This is a genomic window from Streptomyces sp. NPDC058274 (assembly GCF_042881375.1).
Taxonomy (GTDB): Bacteria; Actinomycetota; Actinomycetes; order Streptomycetales; family Streptomycetaceae; genus Streptomyces.
The window spans coordinates 294275-315186 of the sequence record NZ_JBHVXW010000008.1 but is presented as its reverse complement, the minus strand read 5'-3'; the positions used below and the strand labels follow the sequence as shown (position 1 = coordinate 315186).

The window sequence follows — 20912 nt, the reverse complement described above, 5'->3', positions numbered from 1 at the left end:
CAAGGACATGAAGAGCACGGACACCGATGAGGCCGACGCCCTGGCCTGGGCGATGCTGGCCGAACTGACCGGATGCGGCGACGTCGCCCGGGCCCTGGCGACGGGCTTCTCCCGGAGCGCTCCGGCCGACGGTGCGGGTGCGGGTGCGGCGGAGCGTCCGCCCGGCCGCCGGACGTCCGGCGCCGACTCCCCGACGGCGGAAGGAGACGAGCAGTGACTGCCACGGCACGTACAGCGCGGACCGCCTTCGGCACCGGCCCCGAGGGGCGCGATGCGAGTGCGGCCGCAGGCCCCGGTCCCGGCGGGCACGAAGTGAGTCCGGCCGAATCTGCCGATCCCGGTGGACGGGAATCGAGTCCTGCCGAATCCGCGGATCACGGTGGGCACGAGGCGAGTCCGGCCGAATCCGCGGATCACGGTGGGCAGGAAGCGAGTCCGGCCGAACCCGCGGATCACGGTGGGCACGAGGCGAGTCTGGCCGAACCCGCGGATCACGGTGGGCACGATCGGGGCGGGGCCGCCTTCACGGTCCGCGACGCGGCCCTGGCCGCCCGGGCCGCGGCCACCAAGCTCGCCACCACGACCGGCGACGAGCGGAACGCCGCGCTGCGCGCCATCGCGAGCGCGTTGGAGGGGAGTTGGGCCGACGTCCTCGCCGCGAACCGTGAGGACATCGCCGCGGCCAGGGAGGCCGGCCGGTCGCCGACCGTGCTGGACCGGCTCAGCATCTCCCGCCAACAGCTCGACGGGCTCGCGGAGATGGCGCGTGCCCTGGCGGACGAGGCCGACCCGGTCGGCGGGATCGCGAGCGGGTCCGTCATGCCCAACGGTCTCGAGGTACGACGGATCACGGTGCCCCTCGGCGTCGTCGGCCTGATCTACGAAGGACGCCCGAACGTCACCGTCGACGCGGCCGTGCTCTGCCTCAAGAGCGGCAACGCGGCTCTGCTGCGCGGCTCCTCGTCCGCCCGGCGCACCAACGCGGCCCTCGTCCGTGCGATGCGGACGTCCCTCGCGGACACCGCCGTCCCGGTGGACGCCGTCCAGTCGGTGCCCGACGCAGGTCACGGCGCCGTCCGTGAACTCATGTCCCTGCGGGGCCTGGTGGACGTCCTCGTCCCGCGCGGCGGAAGCGGCCTCATCCAGGCCACGGTCCGCGAATCGGCGGTCCCGGTCATCGAGACGGGCGTCGGCAACTGCCACGTCTACGTCGACGAACACGCCGACCTGGACAAGGCGCTGGCCATCCTGCTCAACGCCAAGACGCACCGGCCGTCCGTCTGCAACGCCACCGAGTCGCTGCTCGTCCATGAGGCCGTCGCGTCTGCCTTCCTGCCTCGGGCCCTCACCGCCCTGGCCGGCCACGGCGTGACCGTGCACGGCGACGAACGGGTGCGGTCCTTCCACGACGCGGTGGTGCCCGCCACGGCGGACGACTGGGGACGCGAGTACCTCTCCCTCGAGCTCTCGGCCGCCGTGGTCGGCTCACTGGAGTCGGCCGTCGAACACATCCGCCGGTACGGCAGCGGCCACACCGAGGCGATCGTCACCGACTCGCAGAGCGCCGCGCGCCGGTTCGTCGCCGCCCTGGACACCGCGGTCGTCGCCGTCAACGCCTCCACCCGGTTCGCCGACGGCGGGGAACTCGGCCTCGGCACCGAACTCGGCATCTCCACCCAGAAACTGCACGCGCGCGGCCCCATGGGGCTCACCGCGCTGACCACCACGAAGTACGTCCTCGTGGGCGACGGGCACATCCGGGGCGGAGCCGCCGCCCCGATGCCCTAGAAGGAGGTCCGGTCATGTACGTACGCATCATCACCGCGACGGAGCCTTCCGGCCGGCTCCTGTACGAGGAGAACCCGCGCCGTGAGCGGCAGTCCGCTTCAACTCCCGTACCGCGCCTGAGCCTCGCCGGAGTCGAGGACGACCCCGCCGAGTTCCATATCGTCCGGGGTATCGATTAGGTCGTAGGGGCGGCTAGGGGCGGCTAGGGGCGGCTAGGGGTGGTGCCGGGTGCCGGGTGCCGGGTGCCGGGCGGTGGGTGGTGGCCGGAGGCCGGAGGGTTCGGTGACCGGTGAACCATCCGCTCGGCGCCGTAGCTGTCGTCAACTGAGCTGCGGGACAGCCGAACTGACGGGCCGCCGGGCATCCGGTGTGCTGTGCCGTAGGTTGCGGAAAAGCGCGTCTGCGGAGAAGCGCGTCGATCTGGTGACCGTCAGCAGATGGCACGGCGTCGACCGCGACAACATCCACGTCGACGCCGCCAGCGGAGCGAAAGCCTCCCGACCCGAGCTCGATCTCGTCACGCAACTGATGCGCGAGGGCGACGCGTTGAAGGTCACCCGGCTCGACCGGCTCTCCCGCTCCGTGCTGCACCTGGTGACCCTCGGCGCCGAGCCGCGCGAGCGCGGGACCGGGCTGCACGTCAATCGAGCAGGGCATCGACACCTGCACCATGGAAGTCCGGGCCATGTTCGGCATGCTCAGCGTGCTCGCGGAGCTCCAGAGAGAGCTGATCGTGGCGAACACGAACGACGGGCTCGCCTCCGCGCGGGCCGCCATGGACCGGCTCCTCCGAGGCGAGATCCCGCCCGGCGGAAAGTGCGACATCAAGACCCTCGCCCGCGAAGCAGCCGTCGACCGAACCGCCTTCTACGGCACCCGCCCCTACGCTCACCTCCGCGCCGAGTTCGAGCGACGCCTTCAGTCGCTCCAGCAGGCCGGCGAGATCCCCGACCCCCGCGAAGCCCAGATCACCCGGCTCAAAGCGGAAAACGCCAAGCTCAAGGAACGGCTGGATCAGTCGGAGCAGACGGTCGACGAGCTCACCAACTTCCGCACCCAGGCTCTGGCCCGGCTCGCCGCACAACACGAGGAGATCGTCCACCTTCGCGGGGCTGCTGACGCCTCAAACCGTGTCACCCGCCTCCCTTCACCGCGAACGACCGTCATCGGGTCGTGCAGCTGAGATGCACCGTCACCCCCCTCGTGGCTCGAAGCAAGGGAACCAAGGGCGCGATGACGAACAGGCCGAAGAGCGTGGTGGGCAGCAGTTGGACGGGACGCAGCAGCCACGCCGGATTCTCCTGCAGCTGCGGCCAGCTGACGATCCAGTTCGCGATGACGTCCAGCGCCATCACACCGCTAGCCAGCCGGACACCCGAGGACCGAACGAGTCCCACCAGTACTACGACCATCGGGTCGAGGACCGCCAGGCAGATGGGTATTGAGACATCCACCCCGTTGTGCGAAGCGGCATTTCGTGCCCTCTTCCACAGGTCCATACGGTCGGATTCATGGAGTGGAATTTTCCGACAGCCGAACAACTCGCGGCTGCCTTGCGTGCCGGTGAAGTGACCTCGGCGGAACTGACCGACGAGGCGATCGCCCGTATTGAACGGGACGACGATGCGATCAACGCGATCTGTGTGCCGGACTTCGACCGTGCACGGGCCGCCGCGCGCGGTGCCGACCGGGCGCGTGCCCGCGGTGAGGACCGGCCGCTGCTGGGCATTCCGGTGACGGTCAAGGAGTCGTACGACATTGCGGGGCTGCCCACGACCTGGGGTATGCCGCCGCACCGGAACTTCGTGCCGGCCGAGGACGCGGTGCAGGTGTGGCGGCTCAAGGCCGCAGGCGCGGTGGTGCTCGGCAAGACCAATGTGCCCTTGGGTCTGCAAGATATACAGAGCTTCAACGAGATCTACGGCACCACCAACAACCCGTGGGACCACCGTCGTACGTCGGGCGGATCCTCCGGCGGCTCGGCGGCGGCCCTGGCGTCCGGATTCGGCGCGCTGTCCATCGGCTCCGACCTCGCCGGTTCGTTGCGCACCCCCGCGCATTTCTGCGGCATTTACGCGCACAAGCCGTCACTCGGCCTTGCGGCGATCCGCGGCATGGTCCCGCCGCCCGGGCCGGCCCTGCCGGTCGAGCACGACCTCGCCGTCGTCGGTCCGATGGCGCGCACCGCTCGCGACCTCACGCTCCTGCTCGACGTAATGGCCGGACCGGACCCGCTGACGCTCGGTGTGGCGTACCACCTGACGCTGCCGCCCGCGCGCCACGAACGGCTCCGCGACTTCCGGGTCCTGGTCCTCGACGAGCATCCGCTCATTCCGACCGGGTCCGCCGTGCGGGCGGGCGTGGGCCGGGTGGCCGACGCGCTTGTCGACGGCGGTGCCCGCGTCGAGCGGCACAGTCCGCTGCTGCCCGATCTGACCGAAGCCGCGATGCTCTACAGGCAGTTGCTGTTTTCGGGCGCCGTTGCACGTTTTCCCGTCGAAGCGTACGAGCAGCTGCGGACCCACGCCGCCGCACTGAGGCCAGACGACCAGAGTCTCGATGCGGCGATGCTGCGCGGCATGGTGTTCAGCCACCGCGACTGGATCGAGGCGAACAGCCGTCGCGAACTCCACCGCCACGGCTGGCGGCAGCTCTTCGCCGAGTACGACGCCGTGGTGTGTCCCATCACGCCCACTCCTGCCTTCCCGCACGACCACAATCCCGATCCGAGGGAACGCCGGATCGACATCGACGGCGCCGAGTATCCGTACTTCGACCAGCTCGTATGGGCCGGTCTGGCCACCATGCCCGGTCTGCCCGCCACTGCTATACCAGCGGGCCGGTCGCCCGAGGGTCTGCCGGTGGGAGTGCAGCTGATCGGTCCGATGTTGGAGGACCGCACCCCGCTGCGGCTGGCCGAATTGCTTGAGCAGAAGATCGGCGGCTTCCAGGCACCGAAGTAGGGCGTACTACCTGGGTGTCCGTCGAGGGCGAGGTGCGGATCACGACGAGATCCTCCGAATGCGCGCAGTCGCTCCCCGGAACGCGAATGTCACCCGCCTCCCGCAACACGACAGAAGGTCGTCGGACCATGCTGACACAACACGCGGCAGTGAAGTCGATCACAGATGCCCCGACCTTATCGCCACACAAGCAGCAACCAGCATCACGAACGCCGCACCGGGAGTCGGCCACTTCAAACACAACACGAACCCAGCCGCACACGGCGACTGCGGAGACAAGGCACTCGTTAACGACACCCCTGCACGGGTCTTCCGCGCCCGCGGCGTCACCGGTCCGCCCCGCTCCCACCCCCGGTGGACGCCCTGGCGTACTCCTCCGCCGTACGGATGCGGATCCGGACGGGTGCCGGACCGGGCGTCGGTGCAGGGTCGGCCGAAGGCGGGGCGGTGGACAGGGGGACGAGGTCGTCCTGGTGGACCACCTCGCGGGTGGACCGGCCCTGCAGCCGGGGCAGTTCCTTCGCGTCGACCCCGACGAGCCCGCGGGCCACGACACGGCCGGACTCGTCCTGGAGTTCCACCGGGTCGCCGGCGACGAAGTCGCCCTCGGCGCGCAGGACGCCGGCCGCGAGCAGCGGCCCGCGCCGGGTGACGGTGCGGACGGCCTGGGCGTTGATGCGGACCGCGCCGCGCGGACTGCTGGCGTGCTCCAGCCAGAGCAGATGGTCGGCGGACTGCTCCCCGGTGCGGTGGAAGAACGTGCCGGTCTCGCGACCGGCCAGTGCGTCGGCGGCGTGCCGTGCGGCCGTGAGGACGACCGGGATCCCCGCGTCGGTGGCGAGCCGTGCCGCCTCCACCTTGGTCACCATGCCCCCGGTGCCGACGCCGGAGCTGCCCGTGGAGCCGATCTCCACACCGGCGAGATCCCGGCGGCCGCGAATCTCCCGCAGCCGCCGGGACCCCGGCCTGCGCGGGTCGCCGTCGTACAGGCCGTCCACGTCGGAGAGCAGGACCAGCAGCTCGGCCCGGACCAGATGGGCGACCAGCGCGGCGAGCCGGTCGTTGTCGCCGAACCTGATCTCGGCGGTGGCCACCGTGTCGTTCTCGTTGACCACCGGCACCGCGCCCATCGAGAGGACCTGCTCCAGCGCGCGGTAGGCGTTGCGGTAGTGCGCCCGCCGGCTGATGTCGTCGGCGGTCAGCAGGACCTGGCCGACCCGCAGCCCGTAGCGGGCGAAGGAGGCGGTGTAGCGGGCGACCAGGAGTCCCTGGCCCACACAGGCCGCCGCCTGCTGCCTGGCCAGGTCGCGCGGCCGCTCGGTGAGACCCAGCGGGGCGAGCCCGGCGGCGATCGCTCCCGAGGAGACCAGCACGACCTCGCGGCCCGCGGCCCGGCTCCGCGCGAGCACGTCGACCAACGCGTCCACCCGGTCCGAGTCGAGCCCCCCGGCGGCCGTGGTGAGGGAGGAGGAGCCTACCTTCACCACGATCCGACGAGCCGTCAGGACATCGGCGCGCAAAGGAGGTTCACCGGCTGTCCCGTCGTCCGGGGCCCGGTTCACCGGAGCGCCGGGGCGGACAGGGCGTACTGCGCGGACGGGTCCCGGGGTGACTCGCGCAGCAGCGCGTGCACGGTCTCCACGACGAGGACGGGCCGCTCGTACGGCAGGTCGTGCCCCTGACCGGGCACGGTCTGGAGCTGCGCGCCCGGTATGTCGTCGGCCAGTCGCCGGGCCTGGGCGGGCGGGGTGACGCAGTCCAGGGCGCCGACGAGGATCCGGGTGGGCACCCGGGCGAGGGCGCCGAGGCGGCCCGCGCAGTCATGGGTGGTCAGGGCGGCGTAGAACTCGGCGATGGCCGGCGCGGGAATGGCCCGGAGGGCGCGCGTGCCCTCGCGGACCGAGTCGGTGTGCGGACCCGCCCCGAACACCGCGCGCCACAGCGGGGCGGTGGTGGGGTGCGAGAGCGGCCCGGTCACCAGCCGGTGCACGGTCCGGGCGGAGCGCGGCGAGCGCAACAGCCCCTCGGCCACCCGCCGCCGGGCCCGGCCGAGCCGCCGTACGGCCGCCTCACTGCGCCGGTCGTACGGCACGGAAAGGCCCTCGGCGACCTCCTTGAGGCAGGTCGCGATCAGGCCGACACCGGTCACCCGCGACCCGAACAGGGCGGGCTGCCGCGCGGCCAGCTGCTGGATGGCCATACCGCCCATGGAGTGGCCGATCACGACCACGGGCCCGTCGGCCGGCGCCGCCTCGGCGAGCACCCGGGCCAGGTCGCGGCCGAGCAGCGCCATGTCGAGCGCGGCGCTGCCACGGGTGGACCGGCCGTGGCCGCGCTGGTCGTAGCTGACGGTCCGGACCGCGGGGAAGCCCCGGCGCGGACGGGTGAGCGCGTCGATGTGCGGGCGCCAGTCCCGCGCGGACATGGTCCAGCCGTGGCACAGCAGCACGGTGGCCACGGCATCGGGCTCTCCGCGCGTGTAGACGGCGATCTCGGCGCCGTCCTCCGTGGTCACCGGGCGCACCGAATGCCGGGCTTCCGTGGGTGCGAGCCCAGTCATGAGGCCCGGCCGAGATCGGTGGCACGTGCCTGGGTCCGGGGCGTACGGCCCCTGCGCGCACGGGACTTGGGCGAGCGCGCCGAGGGGGCGGGAATGTACGGGGACGCGGACTCGGCCGTACGCCAGGCCTGTTGGACCTGGCCGAAGGTCAGTCCCAGCGCACCGGCGATCCGGCCCGAGTTCCAGCCGTGCCGGCGCAGGAACCAGACGTACGCCGGACGCTGTCGTGGATGGGGGTCGATCCGCCGGCCGCCGTTCGCGAGGAACGCGGCCAGGTCGGAGCTGATCGTGCCGAGCGTGCCCGCGACGCGGAGCAGCTCCCGGCGCTCCCGGACGTTGAGCCCGCCCCAGATGCCGGTGCTCTCCTGGCTGGACAGCGCCTCGCGCAGGCACGGTTCGACGACCGGACAGCCGGCGCACAGCCGTTTCGCGGTCGCCTCTCGCTCGTCGTCGGTGCCGCCCGCGGGCGGGAAGAAGGTCTCGGGATCGGCGGTACGGCAGGCCGCGTCCTCCACCCAGGAGTCGGTGTCCGTGCGGCGTTGCGCCGGTGCATACATGACGGTCTGCCCTTCCTCGGCGTGGGCGGGGGAGGTTCACACGGTCCGAGAATAAACTCAACGGCCGTTGATTTCAATGGGTGTTGATATCTACGGCAGGGGTGCTTTTCCGGATGATGGATGGGGGCAAAAGTTGAAGACGGTACGGACTTCCTGTGGATTCCACGCTTGTTGAAATAGGGGCTTGCTGGAGCCAACTCCGCTGGCGTACGGTCACGTTGGCTTCACCCGACGGACCTTTGTACGGGTCCCGGGCAGCGCCGACGGACGTGCCCAGGGCTCTGCCCGGACACCCCCACCGTTCGAAGCGCGCCCGCAAGGCGGGGAGCCCGGAACCACTCTTGATCGTCACGCGCCATCGAGCTCGACGTCTCCATCCGAGGCTGTAAGGCGCTCCCAACGGGGGGAGCACGTTCAGGCACCTGGAGGGTGTTTTGCGTGCGTGGATTTCCTTGACGAGAGCTGTCGAACGGACCTGCGGCCGTTGCCGCACTCAGGTGATCCGGGCGGCGTCGCGCCGCCCGCAACGGGCTCGTTCCCACTTCGCAACCGTCCGAGAGCTCTTGGAGGTCGTATGTCCGTCGTCAGCGCCCCAGTCGTGTCACTGCCTCGCTTCCAGGTGACCACCGATGAACTGCTCGACCGGATCACCGAGTTGTACCCGGACGACCCCGGCCTCGCCGTCGCCCGGCGGGTCATCAGGGCCACCACGGTCCGTACGCGCTGGTACTCACGGCCGTTGGAGCAGCAGTTCGCCCCTGCTCCCTCGCTCGCGGAGGGGACGCGCACCCATCTGATGGACAGCCTGGAACTGGCGGAGAAGGCCGCTCGCGGAGCGCTCTTCGAAGCGGGGCTGGCCGCCGCCGACATCGACGGCCTCGTCGTCCTCAGCGCCACGGGCCACACGATGCCGGGACTCGATGTGCTGCTGATGGAGAAGCTCGGACTGCCTCCCGCGGTCCGCCGCATACCGGTGAGCCAAGTGGGCTGCACGGGAGGGGTGTTCGCGCTGGCCCGCGCCATGGAGATGGTGACCGCGCACCCGGGGGACAAGGTCCTCGTGGTCTGTTCCGATGTGTTCAGCCACTATCTGCACCGGGGTGACGCCGGCTTGGACGGCATGATCCTGAAGGGGCTGTTCGGTGATGCGGCCGGCGCCTGCGTGGTGCGCGCCGATACGCAGGGGCCCCACATGGAGCTCACCGACTCCTGGGAGTACGTCCACCCCAACAGCCATGACATCGTGGGCAGTCGGCTGGACTGCGACGGCCTGCACGCCTTCAATTCGCCGCGGCTGCGGCACGTGGTCGAGAGTGCGATACCGCGACTGATGGAGTGGCTGGAGCGCACCGCGCCGCCCGGTACGGATCCCGCGCCGCGGTTCGTGGTCTCGCACACCGGAGGCCCCAGAATCCTGGACGCCGTCGTCGCGGGGCTGGGCTGCGACCCCGCGATGGTGGACCTCGCCCGCGATTCGTTGCGGGAGCTGGGCAACGTGGGTTCGGTCTCCGTCCTCGACGTCCTGGAACGGACCTTCGTCAAGGCGCCCGACGAAGGCGATCACGGTCTGCTGATCGCGGCCGGTCCGGGTGTCTCCCTGATCGCCGTGCGTGCCGTCTGGCGTCCGTGGGGGTGACGCGGGACATCGCATGATTCCGCACAACCGCCCGTGGGGGTGTCGCGGAACATCGCATGATTCCGCACAACCGCCCGTGCGGGTGACGCGGAACATCGCATGATTCCGCACAACGGCCTTGCCTGCGTGCATGGTTGAGCCGACGGCTCCGATGGGGGAGCCGTCGGCTCTTGCCCGCCCTGCGGACGCCGGGGACGGGCGAGGGGTCAGGCCTTCGGGGCGCTGCGGGGCTCCAGTTCAGTGGACAGGCGCAGCTCCAGGGCCGGTACGACCCACGCGAGGAACTCCTCGAAGTCCATCTCGGCCAGCGGGTGGACCTTGAGCACATAGCGCATGAGGGCGAGTCCGACGAGGTGGCCCGAGGCCAGGGCCGCGCGGGTGTCGGCGTCCGGATGGTCCTTGTACCCGGAATTCGCCGCCCAGCCCTTGGTGCTTGCCTCCACGCGGGCGCGGAGCCGTTCCGAGGTGGCGCTGTCGGCGAGACCGGCCCGGTAGATGGCCGTCATGCCGTAGCGGGTTTCCTCGCTCTCCCAGAACGACAGATACGTGCGGGCCAGCCAGGCGGCCTCCGCCGTACCCGCGTCCGCCATGTCCGAAGGCAACTCGTCGAACATGGAGGAGACGCTGAGCGGCGAGTTGACCGCGGCCTCGAACACCCCCTCCTTGTTGTCGAAGAAGTGGTGTACCAGCGCCGGATCCACCTGGGCGTCCTCCGCGATCGCGCGGATGGTCGTCCTGGCGTAACCGTGTTCGGCGAAGAGATGGAGCGCCGACTCGAGGATCTGTTCCTTCGTGCCGCTGTCCCCCGGCCGGCGTCCGCTGCGTGCGCGCAGCGGACGTGGCTTCTTCGCCGCCGGGGAGGCAGCCCGCCGAGGGGAACCGGACTTTGGGGCGGGGGTGGGCGGACCGTCTGTACGCCTTGATGTCATGGGATCACTGCACTTCGGGGGTTGCGTGAGCGGTTAATTCACTGCAGGGTGAAAACCATGGTAGCAGCAGCTTTGCCTGGTTTCCATCCGCGGGTCGCGCTCATAAATACACAATGATCCCCAGGCGTTGGGCCGGTTGTCGACTCCCGGTGGGGTGCACGTCACCGTCGCGCTGCCGGCCGCGGGGTCGGTTGCCGTCACCGGGATTCGTGCGCGCTGAGCAGAGTTTGCCGTAGTCCGGGTGTGGCGACCGTATCGCCCGGTTGGCGGCTCCGGTGGGGTGCACGTCCCCGCACGTGCGGACGGCCGCGGGGTCGGTTGCCGTCACCGGGATGCGTGCGTTCCGGGCGGAGTTTGCCGTAGTCCGGGTGTGACCGCATCGCCCGGTTGTCGGCTTCCGGCGGGGCGCACATCACCGCCGTGCGGACGGCCGCGGGGTCGGTTGCCGTCACCGGGTTGCGTGCGCGCTGAGCGGAGTTTGCCGTAGTCCGGGTGTGGCGACCGTATCGATCCGCGCGGTCGGGACATGTCACCGGGATCCGTGCGTCCCGAGCAGAGTGTGTCGCAGCCCGGGTGTGACCGTATCGATCACCGATTCGACGTCCGCCGACGCGAGTGCGTCCACCCCCAGCAGATGCCGCAGGATGGCGATCCCGCCCAGCTGGGCGCCGAAGAGGGCGGTGCGAACCTCCGCGTCCGCGCCGGGCAGCTCGTGGTCGACCTGGGAGTTCAGGGAGTGGGTGACGCGCTCGCGCAGGACCCGCGAGGCCTCGCTGTCGGCGAGCGCGATGCGGTAGACCTCGATGAGCGGGGACTCCTCCTCGCCGGGCTCCCACAGGGCGAGGTAGGTGCGGACGAGGCGGGCCGGCAGATCCTCGTCGACCCCTTCGGCCACCGCGGGGCCGAGCAACCCGGCCACCTTGACGGTCCGTTCGATCAACGCCCCGAAGACCGCCGCCTTGTCCGGCAGCAGCTCCTGGGCGAACTCCGGCGTCAGGCCCGCCGTTTCGGCCAGCTCGGCGTAGTCGGTCTGCCGGTAGCCGCGCTGGGTGAAGAGCGTGCGGCCCGCCGATATCAAGGCCTGGGTGGCCTCGATGCGGGCCTCGGTAGCAGTGGCTGTGATGGTGGTCATGGTGTGCAACTCCCGTTGGTGTAGAGGTGGTTCGAGGTCCTTGTGGTGTGCGGTCCCGGGGACGGCGGGGTCCGGAACGCGGGCGCTCGCCGTCTTCCGGGCTGAGCCTCCGAGGTGTCCCGTCACTCGGCTCGCCCGAAGGTCCGCCCTCTCGCGGTGCCGGGCTCCGTCGCCGCTCCCTTCGGTCGTGAGTGCGCCCGGAGAACTCAACTCCGGTCGTGCGGAGACGTGTTGGGTCGACACTCGCCTCCGCGGCGAGGGTGGCAGGCGCCAGGCCCGACGCCGTGTCCTCCCTGTCCGGCGGCAGTGGGGCCGGTCCGCTGTGCTCCGTGTCCGGCGGCAGTGGGGCCGGTCCGTTGTGCTCCGTATCCGCTGCCGGTGGTGGGCGTCCTGCCTCCGCGTCCGCCACAAGTGGGGCGGATCCGTTGTCCTCCCTGTCCGCTGCCGGTGACGGGTGTGCCGTCCTCCTTGCCTGCTGTCATTGGGGTGGGCTCGACACCCCCGTGCCCCCGCTGTCATTGGGGTGGGCTCGACATCCCCGTGCCCCCGCTACCAGCGCGGTGAGTTCGACACCCCCGTGCCCCCTCTGCCGGTGAGCTGAACCCCGCGCCGATCTCAAAGGGGGCGTGACCCCGCTTGATTATTTCACGCTCCAGTGAACTCTCTCCCTGTTGAATTAGTCAAGTTCCTCTGGGATGATTTCAACGCCTGGTGAGTTAGTCGTGGCTCGCCGCGAGGAGGAATCGTGCAGTCCATCGGCATCATCGGAGTGGGCTCCTACCTGCCCGAGGCCATCATCAGCAACGCGGAGATCGGACGCGGCGCCGGCGTGACCGACGAGTGGATCGTCCGCAAGACCGGGATCCATGAGCGGCGCCGCGCCGCCCCGCACGAGGCCACCTCGGACCTGGCCGTCGCCGCGGCCCAACGCGCCCTGGACCGAGCAGGAGTGACGGCCGATCAACTCGCCTACTTGGTCGTCGCCACGTCGACCCCCGACCACCCGCAACCCGCCACGGCCGCCCTTGTGCAGCACCGCATCGGTGCCCGCCGGGCGGCCGCCTTCGACGTCAACGCCGTGTGCAGCGGCTTCGTCTACGCCCTGAAGACGGTGGAGGGACTGCTGAGCGGCGCGGCCGACGGCGAACCCCGTCACGGTCTGGTGATCGGCGCCGACATCTACTCCCGCATCCTCGACTACGGCGACCGCAGAACGGCCGCGCTGTTCGGGGACGGTGCGGGGGCGACGGTCCTCGGCCCGGTCGCCCCGGGACTCGGTCTGCGGCAGATCTCCCTGGTCTCCCGGGGCGACGCCCACCACCTGATCGAGGTCACCGCGGGAGGCAGCCGCCGGCCGGCCTCACCGGGAACCCTGACCGCCGGCGATCACTACTTCCGCATGGACGGGCGGGGCGTGCGCGACTTCGTCACCCGTACCCTCCCGTACGAGACGGACCGGCTGCTGCGCCGCGCCGGCGTCTCCGCCGACGCCGTACAGCACTTCGTGCCGCACCAGGCCAACGGCATCATGCTCGCCGAGCTCTGGCCCGACCTCGGCCTGCACCGCGCCGCCCTCCATCTGACGCTCGAGCGCTACGCCAACACCGGAGCCGCCTCCGTGCCGGTCACCCTCGCCGAACTGGACCGCAAGGGGGCCGCCGAGCCGGGCGAGCTGGTCATGCTCGCCGCGTTCGGCGGTGGCATGAGCCTCGGTCTCGCGCTGCTGAACTGGTCCATGGAGGCCCGCGAGGAGACGCCCGCACCCGGCGCGTACCCTGCCGTCTCCCCGCTGCTCACGGCCGGCGAACCCGTCTCGCCGCTCGCTCCATGACCGCCGACACCTCCGCCGGGGCGCCGCCCGCCGCGCCCGCGTCGGACACCAGGGGCCGGGTCGCCCGGCTGCACGCGATCCGGGAAGAGGCCGAGCGGGGCCCGGGCGAGAAGGCGACCGCCGCACAGCACGCGAAGGGCAAGCTCACGGCCCGGGAACGCATCCAACTCCTGCTGGACGAAGGGTCGTTCAGCGAGGTGGAGCCCCTGCGCCGGCACCGCGCCACGGGGTTCGGCCTGGAGGACCGCAGGCCCTACACCGACGGTGTGATCACCGGCTGGGGCACCGTGCACGGCCGGACCGTCTTCGTCTACGCCCATGACTTCCGTATCTTCGGCGGGGCCCTCGGCGAGGCCCACGCGGAGAAGATCCACCGCATCATGGACCGCGCGGTGGCCGCCGGTGCGCCCCTCGTCTCGCTCAACGACGGCGCGGGCGCCCGGATCCAGGAGGGCGTCACCGCGCTGTCGGGGTACGGCGGCATCTTCAGCCGCAACGCCCGGGCCTCCGGTGTCATCCCGCAGATCAGCGTGATGCTCGGACCGTGCGCCGGCGGTGCCGCCTACTCCCCGGCCCTCACCGACTTCGTGTTCATGGTCCGCGAGACCTCGCAGATGTTCATCACCGGACCCGACGTCGTCGAGACGGTCACCGGCGAGAAGGTGACGCTGGGCGGTCTGGGCGGCGCGGACGTCCATGCCGAGGTGTCGGGCGTCGCGCACTTCGCGTACGACGACGAGGAGACGTGTCTGGAAGAGGTCCGCTATCTCCTCTCCCTGCTTCCGCAGAACAACCGGGAGACCGCGCCCGGGGCTCCTCCCGAGGACCCGGTGGACCGGCGCTGTGAGGCGCTGCTCGACCTGGTGCCGGCCGGTGGCCACCGCCCGTACGACATGCGACGGGTGATCGAGGAGATCGTGGACGACGGCGAGTACCTGGAGGTCCACGAGCGGTGGGCGGCCAACGTCATCGTCGCGCTCGCCCGGCTCGGCGGGCAGGTGGTGGGCGTCGTCGCCAACCAGCCGATGGTGCTCGCGGGCGTCCTCGACATAGACGCCAGCGAAAAGGCGGCCCGCTTCGTGCAGATGTGCGACGCCTTCAACATCCCGCTCGTCACCCTCGTCGACGTGCCCGGCTTCCTGCCCGGCGTCGACCAGGAGCACAACGGCATCATCCGGCGCGGGGCGAAACTGCTGTACGCGTACTGCAACGCGACCGTGCCGCGGATATCCCTGATCCTGCGCAAGGCGTACGGCGGTGCGTACATCGTCATGGACTCGCGTTCCGTGGGCGCCGACCTCTCGTACGCCTGGCCCTCCAACGAGATCGCGGTGATGGGCGCGGAGGGTGCCGCCAACGTGATCTTCCGGCGCCGGATCCAGACCGCCGACGACCCCGAGGCGACTCGCCGGCAGCTCGTCAAGGAGTACCAGGCCGAGCTGATGCACCCGTACTACGCCGCCGAACGCGGCCTGCTCGACGACGTCGTCGACCCGGCGGACACCCGCCGGATCCTGATCGACTCCCTGCGCATGCTGCGGACCAAGCACGCGGACCTGGCGGCGCGCAAACACGGCAACCCACCCCAGTGACCCGAGCACCGAGCGAAGGAGCGTCATGACCACAGCTGCCGAGGAGTTGCCCGTCGTCCGGGTGGTCCGGGGAGGCGAGCTGCCCGAGGAGGGGCTTGCCGCCCTGACCGCGGTCCTGCTCGCCCGTGCCGCCGCTGTCGCGGCGGAGGCGGAGAGCGTCGACGTGGTCCCGCTCTGGGAGCGGCCCACGCCCGTCGTCCCGTACCGGTCACCGCACAGCTGGCGCAACTGACATACGTACGGCGCCCGTTGCCGCGTCGGCGGCACCGGGCGCCGTATGCGCCGTGCGCGGTGGGGCAGGGTACGTCACCCCCGGGCCCCGGTGACGTCCGCGGCCTTCGCGCTGTCGGCCGCGCTCACCGGTTGCCGGGCCCCGGTGACGTCCGCGGCCCTCGCGCTGCCGGCCGCGCTCACCGGTTCCTGGGCCCCGGTGACGTCCGCGGCCCTCGCGCTGCCGGCCGCGCTCACCGGTTCCTGGGCCCCGGCGACGACCGCAGCCCCCGCGCTGCCGGCCGCTCGCCGGGTTCCGCCGGCCTCATCTCCCGCCCTGAACCACCCAGCGTTTCAGGGCTGTTCGACGGGTGCCTGCTCCTGTTCGGGGAGCGGCGCCGGGGACGAGGCCGGGATCGCCTCGACCGTGGTCCCGGACGGCCGGCGCGGGGCCGGGCCCTCCACGCCGCACCAGTGATGCAGCGCCTGCCGCAGCCGCTCCTCGCGTCCGGCCGGATCCGACGTGTCGTCCACCCAGGCCGCGTAGCCGTCCGGCCGTACCAACAGGGTGCTGACGCCCGGGAGTTCGGGCAGCGCGGCGCCGACCTGGACCGGACTCACCCGGGAGCCCCAGGCCTCGGTGAGCGCGGTGCAGCCGTCGTCCTCGCCGAGGTCGAGCAGCACGAAGCGGCCGTCCCGCATCAGCGAGTACAGCCGTACGGGGGCGCCACCGAGCCGGGGGACCGTCAGATCCGGCACCCGCCGGCCGGCCCGTATCGCGAGCCTGCCAGGGGCCCCGCGCCGGGAGTAGTCCGCGCGCAGACCCGAGATCGTCTCGCCGGCGAACCGCCGGATCCGGCGGTTCGAGAGGGCCTTCGACAGGGCGGTGCGGCGCAACGTGGTCAGCGCCGCCGAGTGGGTGGTGGCCATGCGGGTGGCCCGGTCGGTGGCGCGCAGGACGCGCTCCGCCTGCGGCCTGCGCTCGGCCTCGTACGAGTCGAGCAGTCCAGCGGGGGCCCAGCCCTGCACCTCGGCGGCGAGCTTCCAGCCCAGATTGACCGAGTCCTGGATCCCGAGGTTGAGGCCCTGTCCGCCCAGCGGCGAATGCAGATGCGCCGCGTCCCCGGCCAGCAGCACCCGCCCGGTCCGGTACTGGTCGGCGAGCCGCTGGTGGATCTTGAAGCGGGCGAGCCACTCGGGGGCGTACGGGCCGGGGTCGAAGCCGAGGGCCCGGGTGAGGACCTCGCCGAGTTCCTCCAGGGTCACCGGATCGCGCGTCCACGGCCGGTCCCGGCGCGCCGCCGCGATGCGGTACAGGCCGTCGCCGTACGGCACCGAGACCAGCACCCCGCCGTGCCCGGAGATCATCAGCACCTCGTCCGGCGGCGGCTTGCGGAGCCGGACGTCGGCGAGGATCGGGGCGATGCCGTACGTGCGCCCGCGGAAGGCGATGCCGGAGAGTTCCCGTACGACGCTGTGGGCGCCGTCGCAGCCGACGACGAAGTCGGCGCTCTCCTCCCACTCCCCGTCGCCCGCCCGCACCTGGAGCGTGACGCCCGAGGCGTCCTGCGCGAGGCCGAACACCTCGGCGCCGCGCTCGATGGTGACTCCGAGGTCGAGGGCACGCTGCTGCAGCACCTCCTCGGTGCGGCTCTGCGGGATGACGTTGAGGTAGGGGAACCGGCTGTCCAGTTCGGCGAAGTCCACCCGCGCGCCGCGTGCGGGCACCATCCGGCTGACCGGCTTGCCGAGGGCCACCAGGGCGTCGGCGTGGCCGCGCAGATCGAGCACCTCCATCGTCCTGCTGTACAGGCCCATGGCGCGGGACTGGGAGGAGGGTGCGAGCCGTCGTTCGAGCATCGTGCAGGACACGCCTGCGGCGGCCAGTTCACAGGCGAGGGCGAGGCCGGTGGGCCCGGCCCCGACGACGATGACGGACTGCTCAGGGGCGTTGGCCACGAGTTTCTCCTTGGATGGTGGGCACGGACGACGACAAGTGGGCGGCCGGTGCGGCGGGTTCGGGGACCGGCCGGCTGGACCGGGCAGCCCAGGCACCGGCGCCGAGCACGAGCGCGCCGAGCAACAGCCAGCCTGGTGCGCCCTGTTGCACGACGAGGAAGGTGATGGCCAGTGGCCCGTAGGTGTTCCGCGCGGCGTTGCCCAGGCCGAAGAACGCCAGATAGACCTGGCGGCGGTCCTCGGGCGCCAGGTCGTACGAGATCGCCCAGGCGCCGGCCTGCTGGTACATCTCCGCGAACGCCTGGAACACGACCGCGCCGAGGACCAGAGCCACAGCGGCCGGCGTGGGCACCGCTCCGGTGACGGCGAGCGTGCCGCAGCAGACGGCGAGCAGCAGTCCGCTGCGGCGCAGCGCCCGCCCGCCGTCCGCCGCGCTCTCGGTGTCCCGGGTGGCCCTGACCTGCAGCAGCACCACGACCACCGTGTTGAGCACCAGGGTCCACGCGATGGCCGCGCGCGGAATGCGGTCATGGGCGAGGATCCACAGGGGGATCCCCGCTGTCAGGACCGTCACATGCAGGCTCACCAGCGAGTTCAGCCCGGTGAGCGCGGCGAACCTGCGGTCCCCGAACACGCTGAGCCGGTCCCGCCACGGCAGCGGGCGGCCGGTGCCGGACGCGGGGCCGGCCGCCCGCAACCGGACCACCAGGGCCGCGGCGATCAGGAACGAGAGGGCGTTGGCGTACACCATGCCGGCATACACACGGTCGCTGTCCGGCAGCAGCGCCGCACCGGCCGCGAGTCCGCCCAGGGCGAGCCCCAGGTTCTGCAGCGACCGTGCACGTCCCATGGCGCGCACCCGCTGCTCCTTGCCGACCGCCGTGCCGAACAGGCCCTGCACCAGCGGCGAGGCCCCGCGATCGGCCACCGCGAGCAGCGAGATCACGAGCAGGAAGGGCGCGAAGCCCTGGACGAACGGATAGCAGGTGAGCAGGGCGGCCCGGGCCAGATGGGCGGCGATCAGCATGCGGCGCGGGCCGACCCGGTCCGCCAGCATGCCGATCGGCACCAGTAAGAGGAACGACAGCGCGCCGGCCACCGAGAGCCCGACGCCCACCTGGCCGCTGCCGAGGTGGAGATACCGGGTGAAGAAGATGACGGAGACGGACATGTAGAGCCCGCTGCCGAGGGCGTCGACGAACACCGCGACGAGCAGCACGGCCGCCGCTCCGGACGGCGCTCCTCGCTGCTCCTGCTCCGCCGGCTGTGTCATGTCGCCCCCCTTCGGCCGGAGTTCAGTAGTAGTGCCGCATCAGGTCGTCCACCCAGGCGGGCTGGACGACCTCCTCGCGCGGGCCGAACTGCCGCAGATACGGCTTGATGTCGAGGACCGGTGTGCCGTCGACGGCGTCGAGCCCGACCACGTGCACATCGAGGCCTTCGGTCTTCACCAGCCGGCAGCGGGAGACCCCGATGCGGTTGGGGCGGTTCTTGCCGCGCTGGGCGAAGATCCCGGCCCGCGGCCAGTCCGGGTTGTTGCGCGGGTGGCGCGCCCCCTCCTGCACCTTGTGCGGCGGGACCAGGTGGAAGTGGAAGACGACCTCGAGGTGGGAGAAGGAGTCGAGGGCCAGGAGCGCCTCCGGGGTGAAACGGCCGGCGTCCAGCCGGATGACGGAGGCCACCTCGCCCCAGTTGTCGTCGAGGATCTCCCGGCGGTCGTTGTGCACCCGGGCGATCGGCACCAGGTCCGTGAGGGCGCCATCGGTCATGTCGGTCCTTCCGTCGTCACCGGCCAGGTCGCCTCCCGCGCCGGCCCCGTCCGCGGACCACACCTGGTCCCGTACGAGCACCTCGCCCGCGGTGGCGCGCTGCACCGTCAGATAGATCTCCTCGCGCGGCACCCCGAGCAGGTCGCCGAGGCGTTGCTGGAGCAGGCGCAGCAGCTCGCCCACCTGGCTCGTGGAGTAGGTCTCTTTGCACACGACGAAGCCGACCGGGGCCGGTGTGCCGTCCGGGTCGCGCCACTCGGGCCGGTGGAAGGTGCCGGGAGGCAGCTGCTGCCACCACAGCCAGCAGTGGCCCCGGGGAATGCCGAGCAGCCCGGTCACGTCGTCGGCGAGCTGTTCCAGTACGGCCGCACCGGGACCGGGCGCCGGCGAGAACAGCCTGATCACCGGCATGTCAGCGCACCCCGCCGAGCGGCTTGACCCCGATCACCATGCAGGTGCGCACGGGGATGAAGAACTCGTCGCCCTCCCGGCGGATCCCCAGGGCCTCCCGGTGCGCCGCGGGCGCCTCGGCGAGCCGCTGCCGGATCGCGCGCTCGGCCTCGGCGCCGGACGAGGCGATCTCGCACCACCGGGCTATGGGGACCCCGGTACGGCTCTCCGCCTGCGCGCCGCGCGCGACCGGGACGTTGAGCCCGGCGTCCTGCAGGAAACCGATCCACTCCGCGAGGGTGTAACTGCGGTGGTGGGTCGGATCGTGCAGCACCTCCAGCTCATGGTTGAGCGCGTCGACGCGGGGGTCCTCGTGGCCTTCGAGATCGATGACGGCCAGACGCCCGCCGGGACGCAGCAGCCGGGTCATCTCGCCCACCGCCGCCGGCATGTCACGGAAGTGGTGCGGGGCCAGCCGGGACACCACGAGATCGAAGGAGGCGTCGGGGAAGGGGAGTTCCTCGGCGTACGCCCGCGCCGTCTCGACGGCGACGCCGCGCTCGGCCGCGAGCCTGCGGACGGACGCCAGCATGTTGGGCGCGGGGTCCACCGCCACGACCCGGGCCGGCAGATCACCTGCGAACGACAGCGCCAAGTGGCCGGCGCCGCAGGCGACATCGCAGATGGCACTGCCCGTCTGCGGGCCGAGCGTCTCGTGCAGGGCCTCCATCGTGGGACTGGAGCGGTGCACCTCGCTGGTCGCGAAATTTTCGGCGATCTTGTCGAATCGCTGGCTGGAGAGCATGTCCTGCGCCGCCTTCTTCGTGGGTTCCGCTGCCGTTGCCGGGTCCGTGCCGGCCAAGTGCTGACGGATCGTCATAGGACCGTGCCCGTCAGGGAGGTGAGCGCGGCGACCGGATCCCTGGAGGGGCCCGAACCGCACGGATGGAGGGTGTGTCCGAGCCCTTCGAGCAGATGCACCCGGACGGCGAGAGAACTCCGGCCGACCAGCCGGCCGGCCGACCAGGGGCCGTACATGTCGGGCCCGAACACGGCCGGCGGGACGCCCGCGTCGTCCGAGTCGCCCACGTACCCGACGAGGTCGAAGCTGCCGTACACCAGGTCGAGCGAGGCGATGCGGGAGCTCAGGAAGACGTCCTCCTCGACCACCGTGCCCACCAGCACCACCCGTTCCGCGTGCTGGGGCCGCCCGGACCGCAGGAGGCGCAGCAGGGCCTGGCCGCCCAGGGAGAAGCCGAGCAGGACGAGTGGACGGGCCGTCATATGACCGTGCGCGGCGAGGAGTTGGGCGAGGCGCGCGGCGCGTACGTCCTGGTCGGCCTCGGTCGACGGCGCGTTCGGGTCGCGCGCCGGCATGTCGCAGCTGAGCACCTGCGCGCCCCCGGCCACGAGATGCCGGGTCAGCTCGCCGAGCAGCAGGTCGTCACGGCCCTCGCCGTCCAGTGCGGAGACCGTGCCCGGTCCGGCGAGCAGCACGGTGGCGCTCGCCGGACCGGCCGGGAAGGAGCGCCGTGTGCGGTACGGCGTCCCGCCCGGATCCTTGCGCCACAGGGTGCGCCGGTGGACGTTCACCGG

General features: G+C 71.6%; 20 protein-coding genes and 1 pseudogene. 10 read left to right on the top strand and 11 right to left on the bottom strand.

Annotated features, from left to right (window positions below; all coding sequences use genetic code 11):
• Positions 1-7 precede the first annotated feature (7 nt).
• The 5 genes and pseudogenes from ACFVYF_RS19255 (at position 8) to ACFVYF_RS19235 (ending at position 2971) form a co-directional block, all read left to right on the top strand.
• Complete coding sequence (locus ACFVYF_RS19255; protein ID WP_389456752.1) at positions 8-217, top strand: hypothetical protein; 210 nt, start codon at positions 8-10, stop codon at positions 215-217.
• A 257-nt stretch (positions 218-474) separates the two neighbouring features.
• Positions 475-1788: a glutamate-5-semialdehyde dehydrogenase gene (locus ACFVYF_RS19250; protein ID WP_389456807.1), complete on the top strand. Its 1314-nt coding sequence runs from the start codon at positions 475-477 to the stop codon at positions 1786-1788.
• A gap of 14 nt (positions 1789-1802) precedes the next feature.
• Positions 1803-1967: a hypothetical protein gene (locus ACFVYF_RS19245; RefSeq protein ID WP_389456750.1), complete on the top strand. Its 165-nt coding sequence runs from the start codon at positions 1803-1805 to the stop codon at positions 1965-1967.
• Between the two features lie 49 nt (positions 1968-2016).
• A pseudogene (locus ACFVYF_RS19240) lies at positions 2017-2379 on the top strand (recombinase family protein); the annotation flags it as partial.
• 79 nt (positions 2380-2458) lie between these two features.
• On the top strand, positions 2459-2971 hold the full coding sequence (locus ACFVYF_RS19235; RefSeq protein ID WP_389456748.1) for a hypothetical protein: 513 nt from the start codon (positions 2459-2461) through the stop codon (positions 2969-2971).
• Here ACFVYF_RS19235 and ACFVYF_RS19230 read toward each other — a convergent pair.
• A complete protein-coding gene (locus tag ACFVYF_RS19230) occupies positions 2952-3242 on the bottom strand; it encodes a hypothetical protein (RefSeq protein ID WP_389456746.1) in 291 nt (96 codons plus the stop codon). The two genes, ACFVYF_RS19235 and ACFVYF_RS19230, sit on opposite strands and share 20 nt — an antisense overlap.
• 57 nt (positions 3243-3299) lie before the next feature.
• On the opposite strand from ACFVYF_RS19230, the gene ACFVYF_RS19225 reads away from it, so the two are divergent.
• Entirely contained in the window at positions 3300-4751 is a 1452-nt protein-coding gene (locus ACFVYF_RS19225; RefSeq protein ID WP_389456744.1) for an amidase, read from the top strand.
• A gap of 326 nt (positions 4752-5077) precedes the next feature.
• Here the strand turns inward: ACFVYF_RS19225 and proB are convergent, their stop codons facing one another.
• The 3 genes from proB to ACFVYF_RS19210 form a co-directional block, all read right to left on the bottom strand.
• Positions 5078-6238, bottom strand: a complete 1161-nt coding sequence (gene proB, locus ACFVYF_RS19220; protein WP_389456742.1) for a glutamate 5-kinase — start codon at positions 6236-6238, stop codon at positions 5078-5080.
• Positions 6239-6309: 71 nt separating this feature from the next.
• The gene (locus tag ACFVYF_RS19215) at positions 6310-7266 is read right to left on the bottom strand and encodes an alpha/beta fold hydrolase (protein ID WP_389456740.1); all 957 of its coding nucleotides are present in this window, start codon (positions 7264-7266) and stop codon (positions 6310-6312) included.
• A gap of 41 nt (positions 7267-7307) precedes the next feature.
• Positions 7308-7868: a WhiB family transcriptional regulator gene (locus ACFVYF_RS19210; protein ID WP_389456738.1), complete on the bottom strand. Its 561-nt coding sequence runs from the start codon at positions 7866-7868 to the stop codon at positions 7308-7310.
• A 574-nt stretch (positions 7869-8442) separates the two neighbouring features.
• On the opposite strand from ACFVYF_RS19210, the gene ACFVYF_RS19205 reads away from it, so the two are divergent.
• Entirely contained in the window at positions 8443-9504 is a 1062-nt protein-coding gene (locus ACFVYF_RS19205) for a type III polyketide synthase (RefSeq protein ID WP_389456737.1), read from the top strand.
• A 206-nt stretch (positions 9505-9710) separates the two neighbouring features.
• On the opposite strand, the gene ACFVYF_RS19200 is transcribed toward ACFVYF_RS19205, so the two are convergent.
• Positions 9711-10433, bottom strand: a complete 723-nt coding sequence (locus ACFVYF_RS19200; protein WP_389456735.1) for a TetR family transcriptional regulator — start codon at positions 10431-10433, stop codon at positions 9711-9713.
• Positions 10434-10962: 529 nt separating this feature from the next.
• Positions 10963-11565 carry a hypothetical protein gene (locus tag ACFVYF_RS19195; protein ID WP_389456734.1) on the bottom strand — a complete coding sequence of 201 codons (603 nt, stop codon included), beginning with the start codon at positions 11563-11565 and terminating at the stop codon, positions 10963-10965.
• A gap of 745 nt (positions 11566-12310) precedes the next feature.
• Here ACFVYF_RS19195 and ACFVYF_RS19190 point away from each other — a divergent pair.
• From ACFVYF_RS19190 to ACFVYF_RS19180, 3 genes are read left to right on the top strand one after another with little or no spacing between them, the layout of a single operon-like run.
• A complete protein-coding gene (locus ACFVYF_RS19190) occupies positions 12311-13396 on the top strand; it encodes a 3-oxoacyl-ACP synthase III family protein (RefSeq protein WP_389456732.1) in 1086 nt (361 codons plus the stop codon).
• Positions 13393-14988: an acyl-CoA carboxylase subunit beta gene (locus ACFVYF_RS19185; protein ID WP_389456730.1), complete on the top strand. Its 1596-nt coding sequence runs from the start codon at positions 13393-13395 to the stop codon at positions 14986-14988. The genes ACFVYF_RS19190 and ACFVYF_RS19185 overlap by 4 nt, the downstream gene beginning before the upstream one ends.
• Before the next feature lie 25 nt (positions 14989-15013).
• Entirely contained in the window at positions 15014-15220 is a 207-nt protein-coding gene (locus ACFVYF_RS19180) for an acyl-CoA carboxylase epsilon subunit (protein WP_389456728.1), read from the top strand.
• Between the two features lie 332 nt (positions 15221-15552).
• Here ACFVYF_RS19180 and ACFVYF_RS19175 read toward each other — a convergent pair whose 3' ends face one another.
• The 5 genes from ACFVYF_RS19175 to ACFVYF_RS19155 are packed head-to-tail and all read right to left on the bottom strand — an operon-like array spanning position 15553 to position 20909.
• The gene (locus ACFVYF_RS19175; protein WP_389456727.1) at positions 15553-17157 is read right to left on the bottom strand and encodes an FAD-dependent oxidoreductase; all 1605 of its coding nucleotides are present in this window, start codon (positions 17155-17157) and stop codon (positions 15553-15555) included.
• Positions 17141-18430 carry an MFS transporter gene (locus ACFVYF_RS19170; protein ID WP_389456725.1) on the bottom strand — a complete coding sequence of 430 codons (1290 nt, stop codon included), beginning with the start codon at positions 18428-18430 and terminating at the stop codon, positions 17141-17143. The genes ACFVYF_RS19175 and ACFVYF_RS19170 overlap by 17 nt, the downstream gene beginning before the upstream one ends.
• Positions 18431-18452: 22 nt before the next feature.
• Complete coding sequence (locus tag ACFVYF_RS19165) at positions 18453-19337, bottom strand: SAM-dependent methyltransferase (protein ID WP_389456723.1); 885 nt, start codon at positions 19335-19337, stop codon at positions 18453-18455.
• A 1-nt stretch (position 19338) separates the two neighbouring features.
• Positions 19339-20196 carry a class I SAM-dependent methyltransferase gene (locus tag ACFVYF_RS19160; RefSeq protein WP_389456721.1) on the bottom strand — a complete coding sequence of 286 codons (858 nt, stop codon included), beginning with the start codon at positions 20194-20196 and terminating at the stop codon, positions 19339-19341.
• Positions 20193-20909, bottom strand: coding sequence for a hypothetical protein (locus ACFVYF_RS19155; protein ID WP_389456719.1), 717 nt, complete (start codon positions 20907-20909; stop codon positions 20193-20195). The genes ACFVYF_RS19160 and ACFVYF_RS19155 overlap by 4 nt, the downstream gene beginning before the upstream one ends.
• Positions 20910-20912 lie beyond the last annotated feature (3 nt).

Coding starts and splice junctions, on each gene's coding strand:
- ACFVYF_RS19255 (WP_389456752.1), top strand. CDS start 8: ATGAAGAGCACGGACACCGATGAGGCCGACGCCCTGGCCTGGGCGATG.
- ACFVYF_RS19245 (WP_389456750.1), top strand. CDS start 1,803: ATGTACGTACGCATCATCACCGCGACGGAGCCTTCCGGCCGGCTCCTG.
- ACFVYF_RS19235 (WP_389456748.1), top strand. CDS start 2,459: ATGGAAGTCCGGGCCATGTTCGGCATGCTCAGCGTGCTCGCGGAGCTC.
- ACFVYF_RS19225 (WP_389456744.1), top strand. CDS start 3,300: ATGGAGTGGAATTTTCCGACAGCCGAACAACTCGCGGCTGCCTTGCGT.
- ACFVYF_RS19210 (WP_389456738.1), bottom strand. CDS start 7,868: ATGTATGCACCGGCGCAACGCCGCACGGACACCGACTCCTGGGTGGAG.
- ACFVYF_RS19205 (WP_389456737.1), top strand. CDS start 8,443: ATGTCCGTCGTCAGCGCCCCAGTCGTGTCACTGCCTCGCTTCCAGGTG.
- ACFVYF_RS19200 (WP_389456735.1), bottom strand. CDS start 10,433: ATGACATCAAGGCGTACAGACGGTCCGCCCACCCCCGCCCCAAAGTCC.
- ACFVYF_RS19195 (WP_389456734.1), bottom strand. CDS start 11,565: ATGACCACCATCACAGCCACTGCTACCGAGGCCCGCATCGAGGCCACC.
- ACFVYF_RS19185 (WP_389456730.1), top strand. CDS start 13,393: ATGACCGCCGACACCTCCGCCGGGGCGCCGCCCGCCGCGCCCGCGTCG.
- ACFVYF_RS19180 (WP_389456728.1), top strand. CDS start 15,014: ATGACCACAGCTGCCGAGGAGTTGCCCGTCGTCCGGGTGGTCCGGGGA.
- ACFVYF_RS19170 (WP_389456725.1), bottom strand. CDS start 18,430: ATGACACAGCCGGCGGAGCAGGAGCAGCGAGGAGCGCCGTCCGGAGCG.
- ACFVYF_RS19165 (WP_389456723.1), bottom strand. CDS start 19,337: ATGCCGGTGATCAGGCTGTTCTCGCCGGCGCCCGGTCCCGGTGCGGCC.
- ACFVYF_RS19160 (WP_389456721.1), bottom strand. CDS start 20,196: ATGACGATCCGTCAGCACTTGGCCGGCACGGACCCGGCAACGGCAGCG.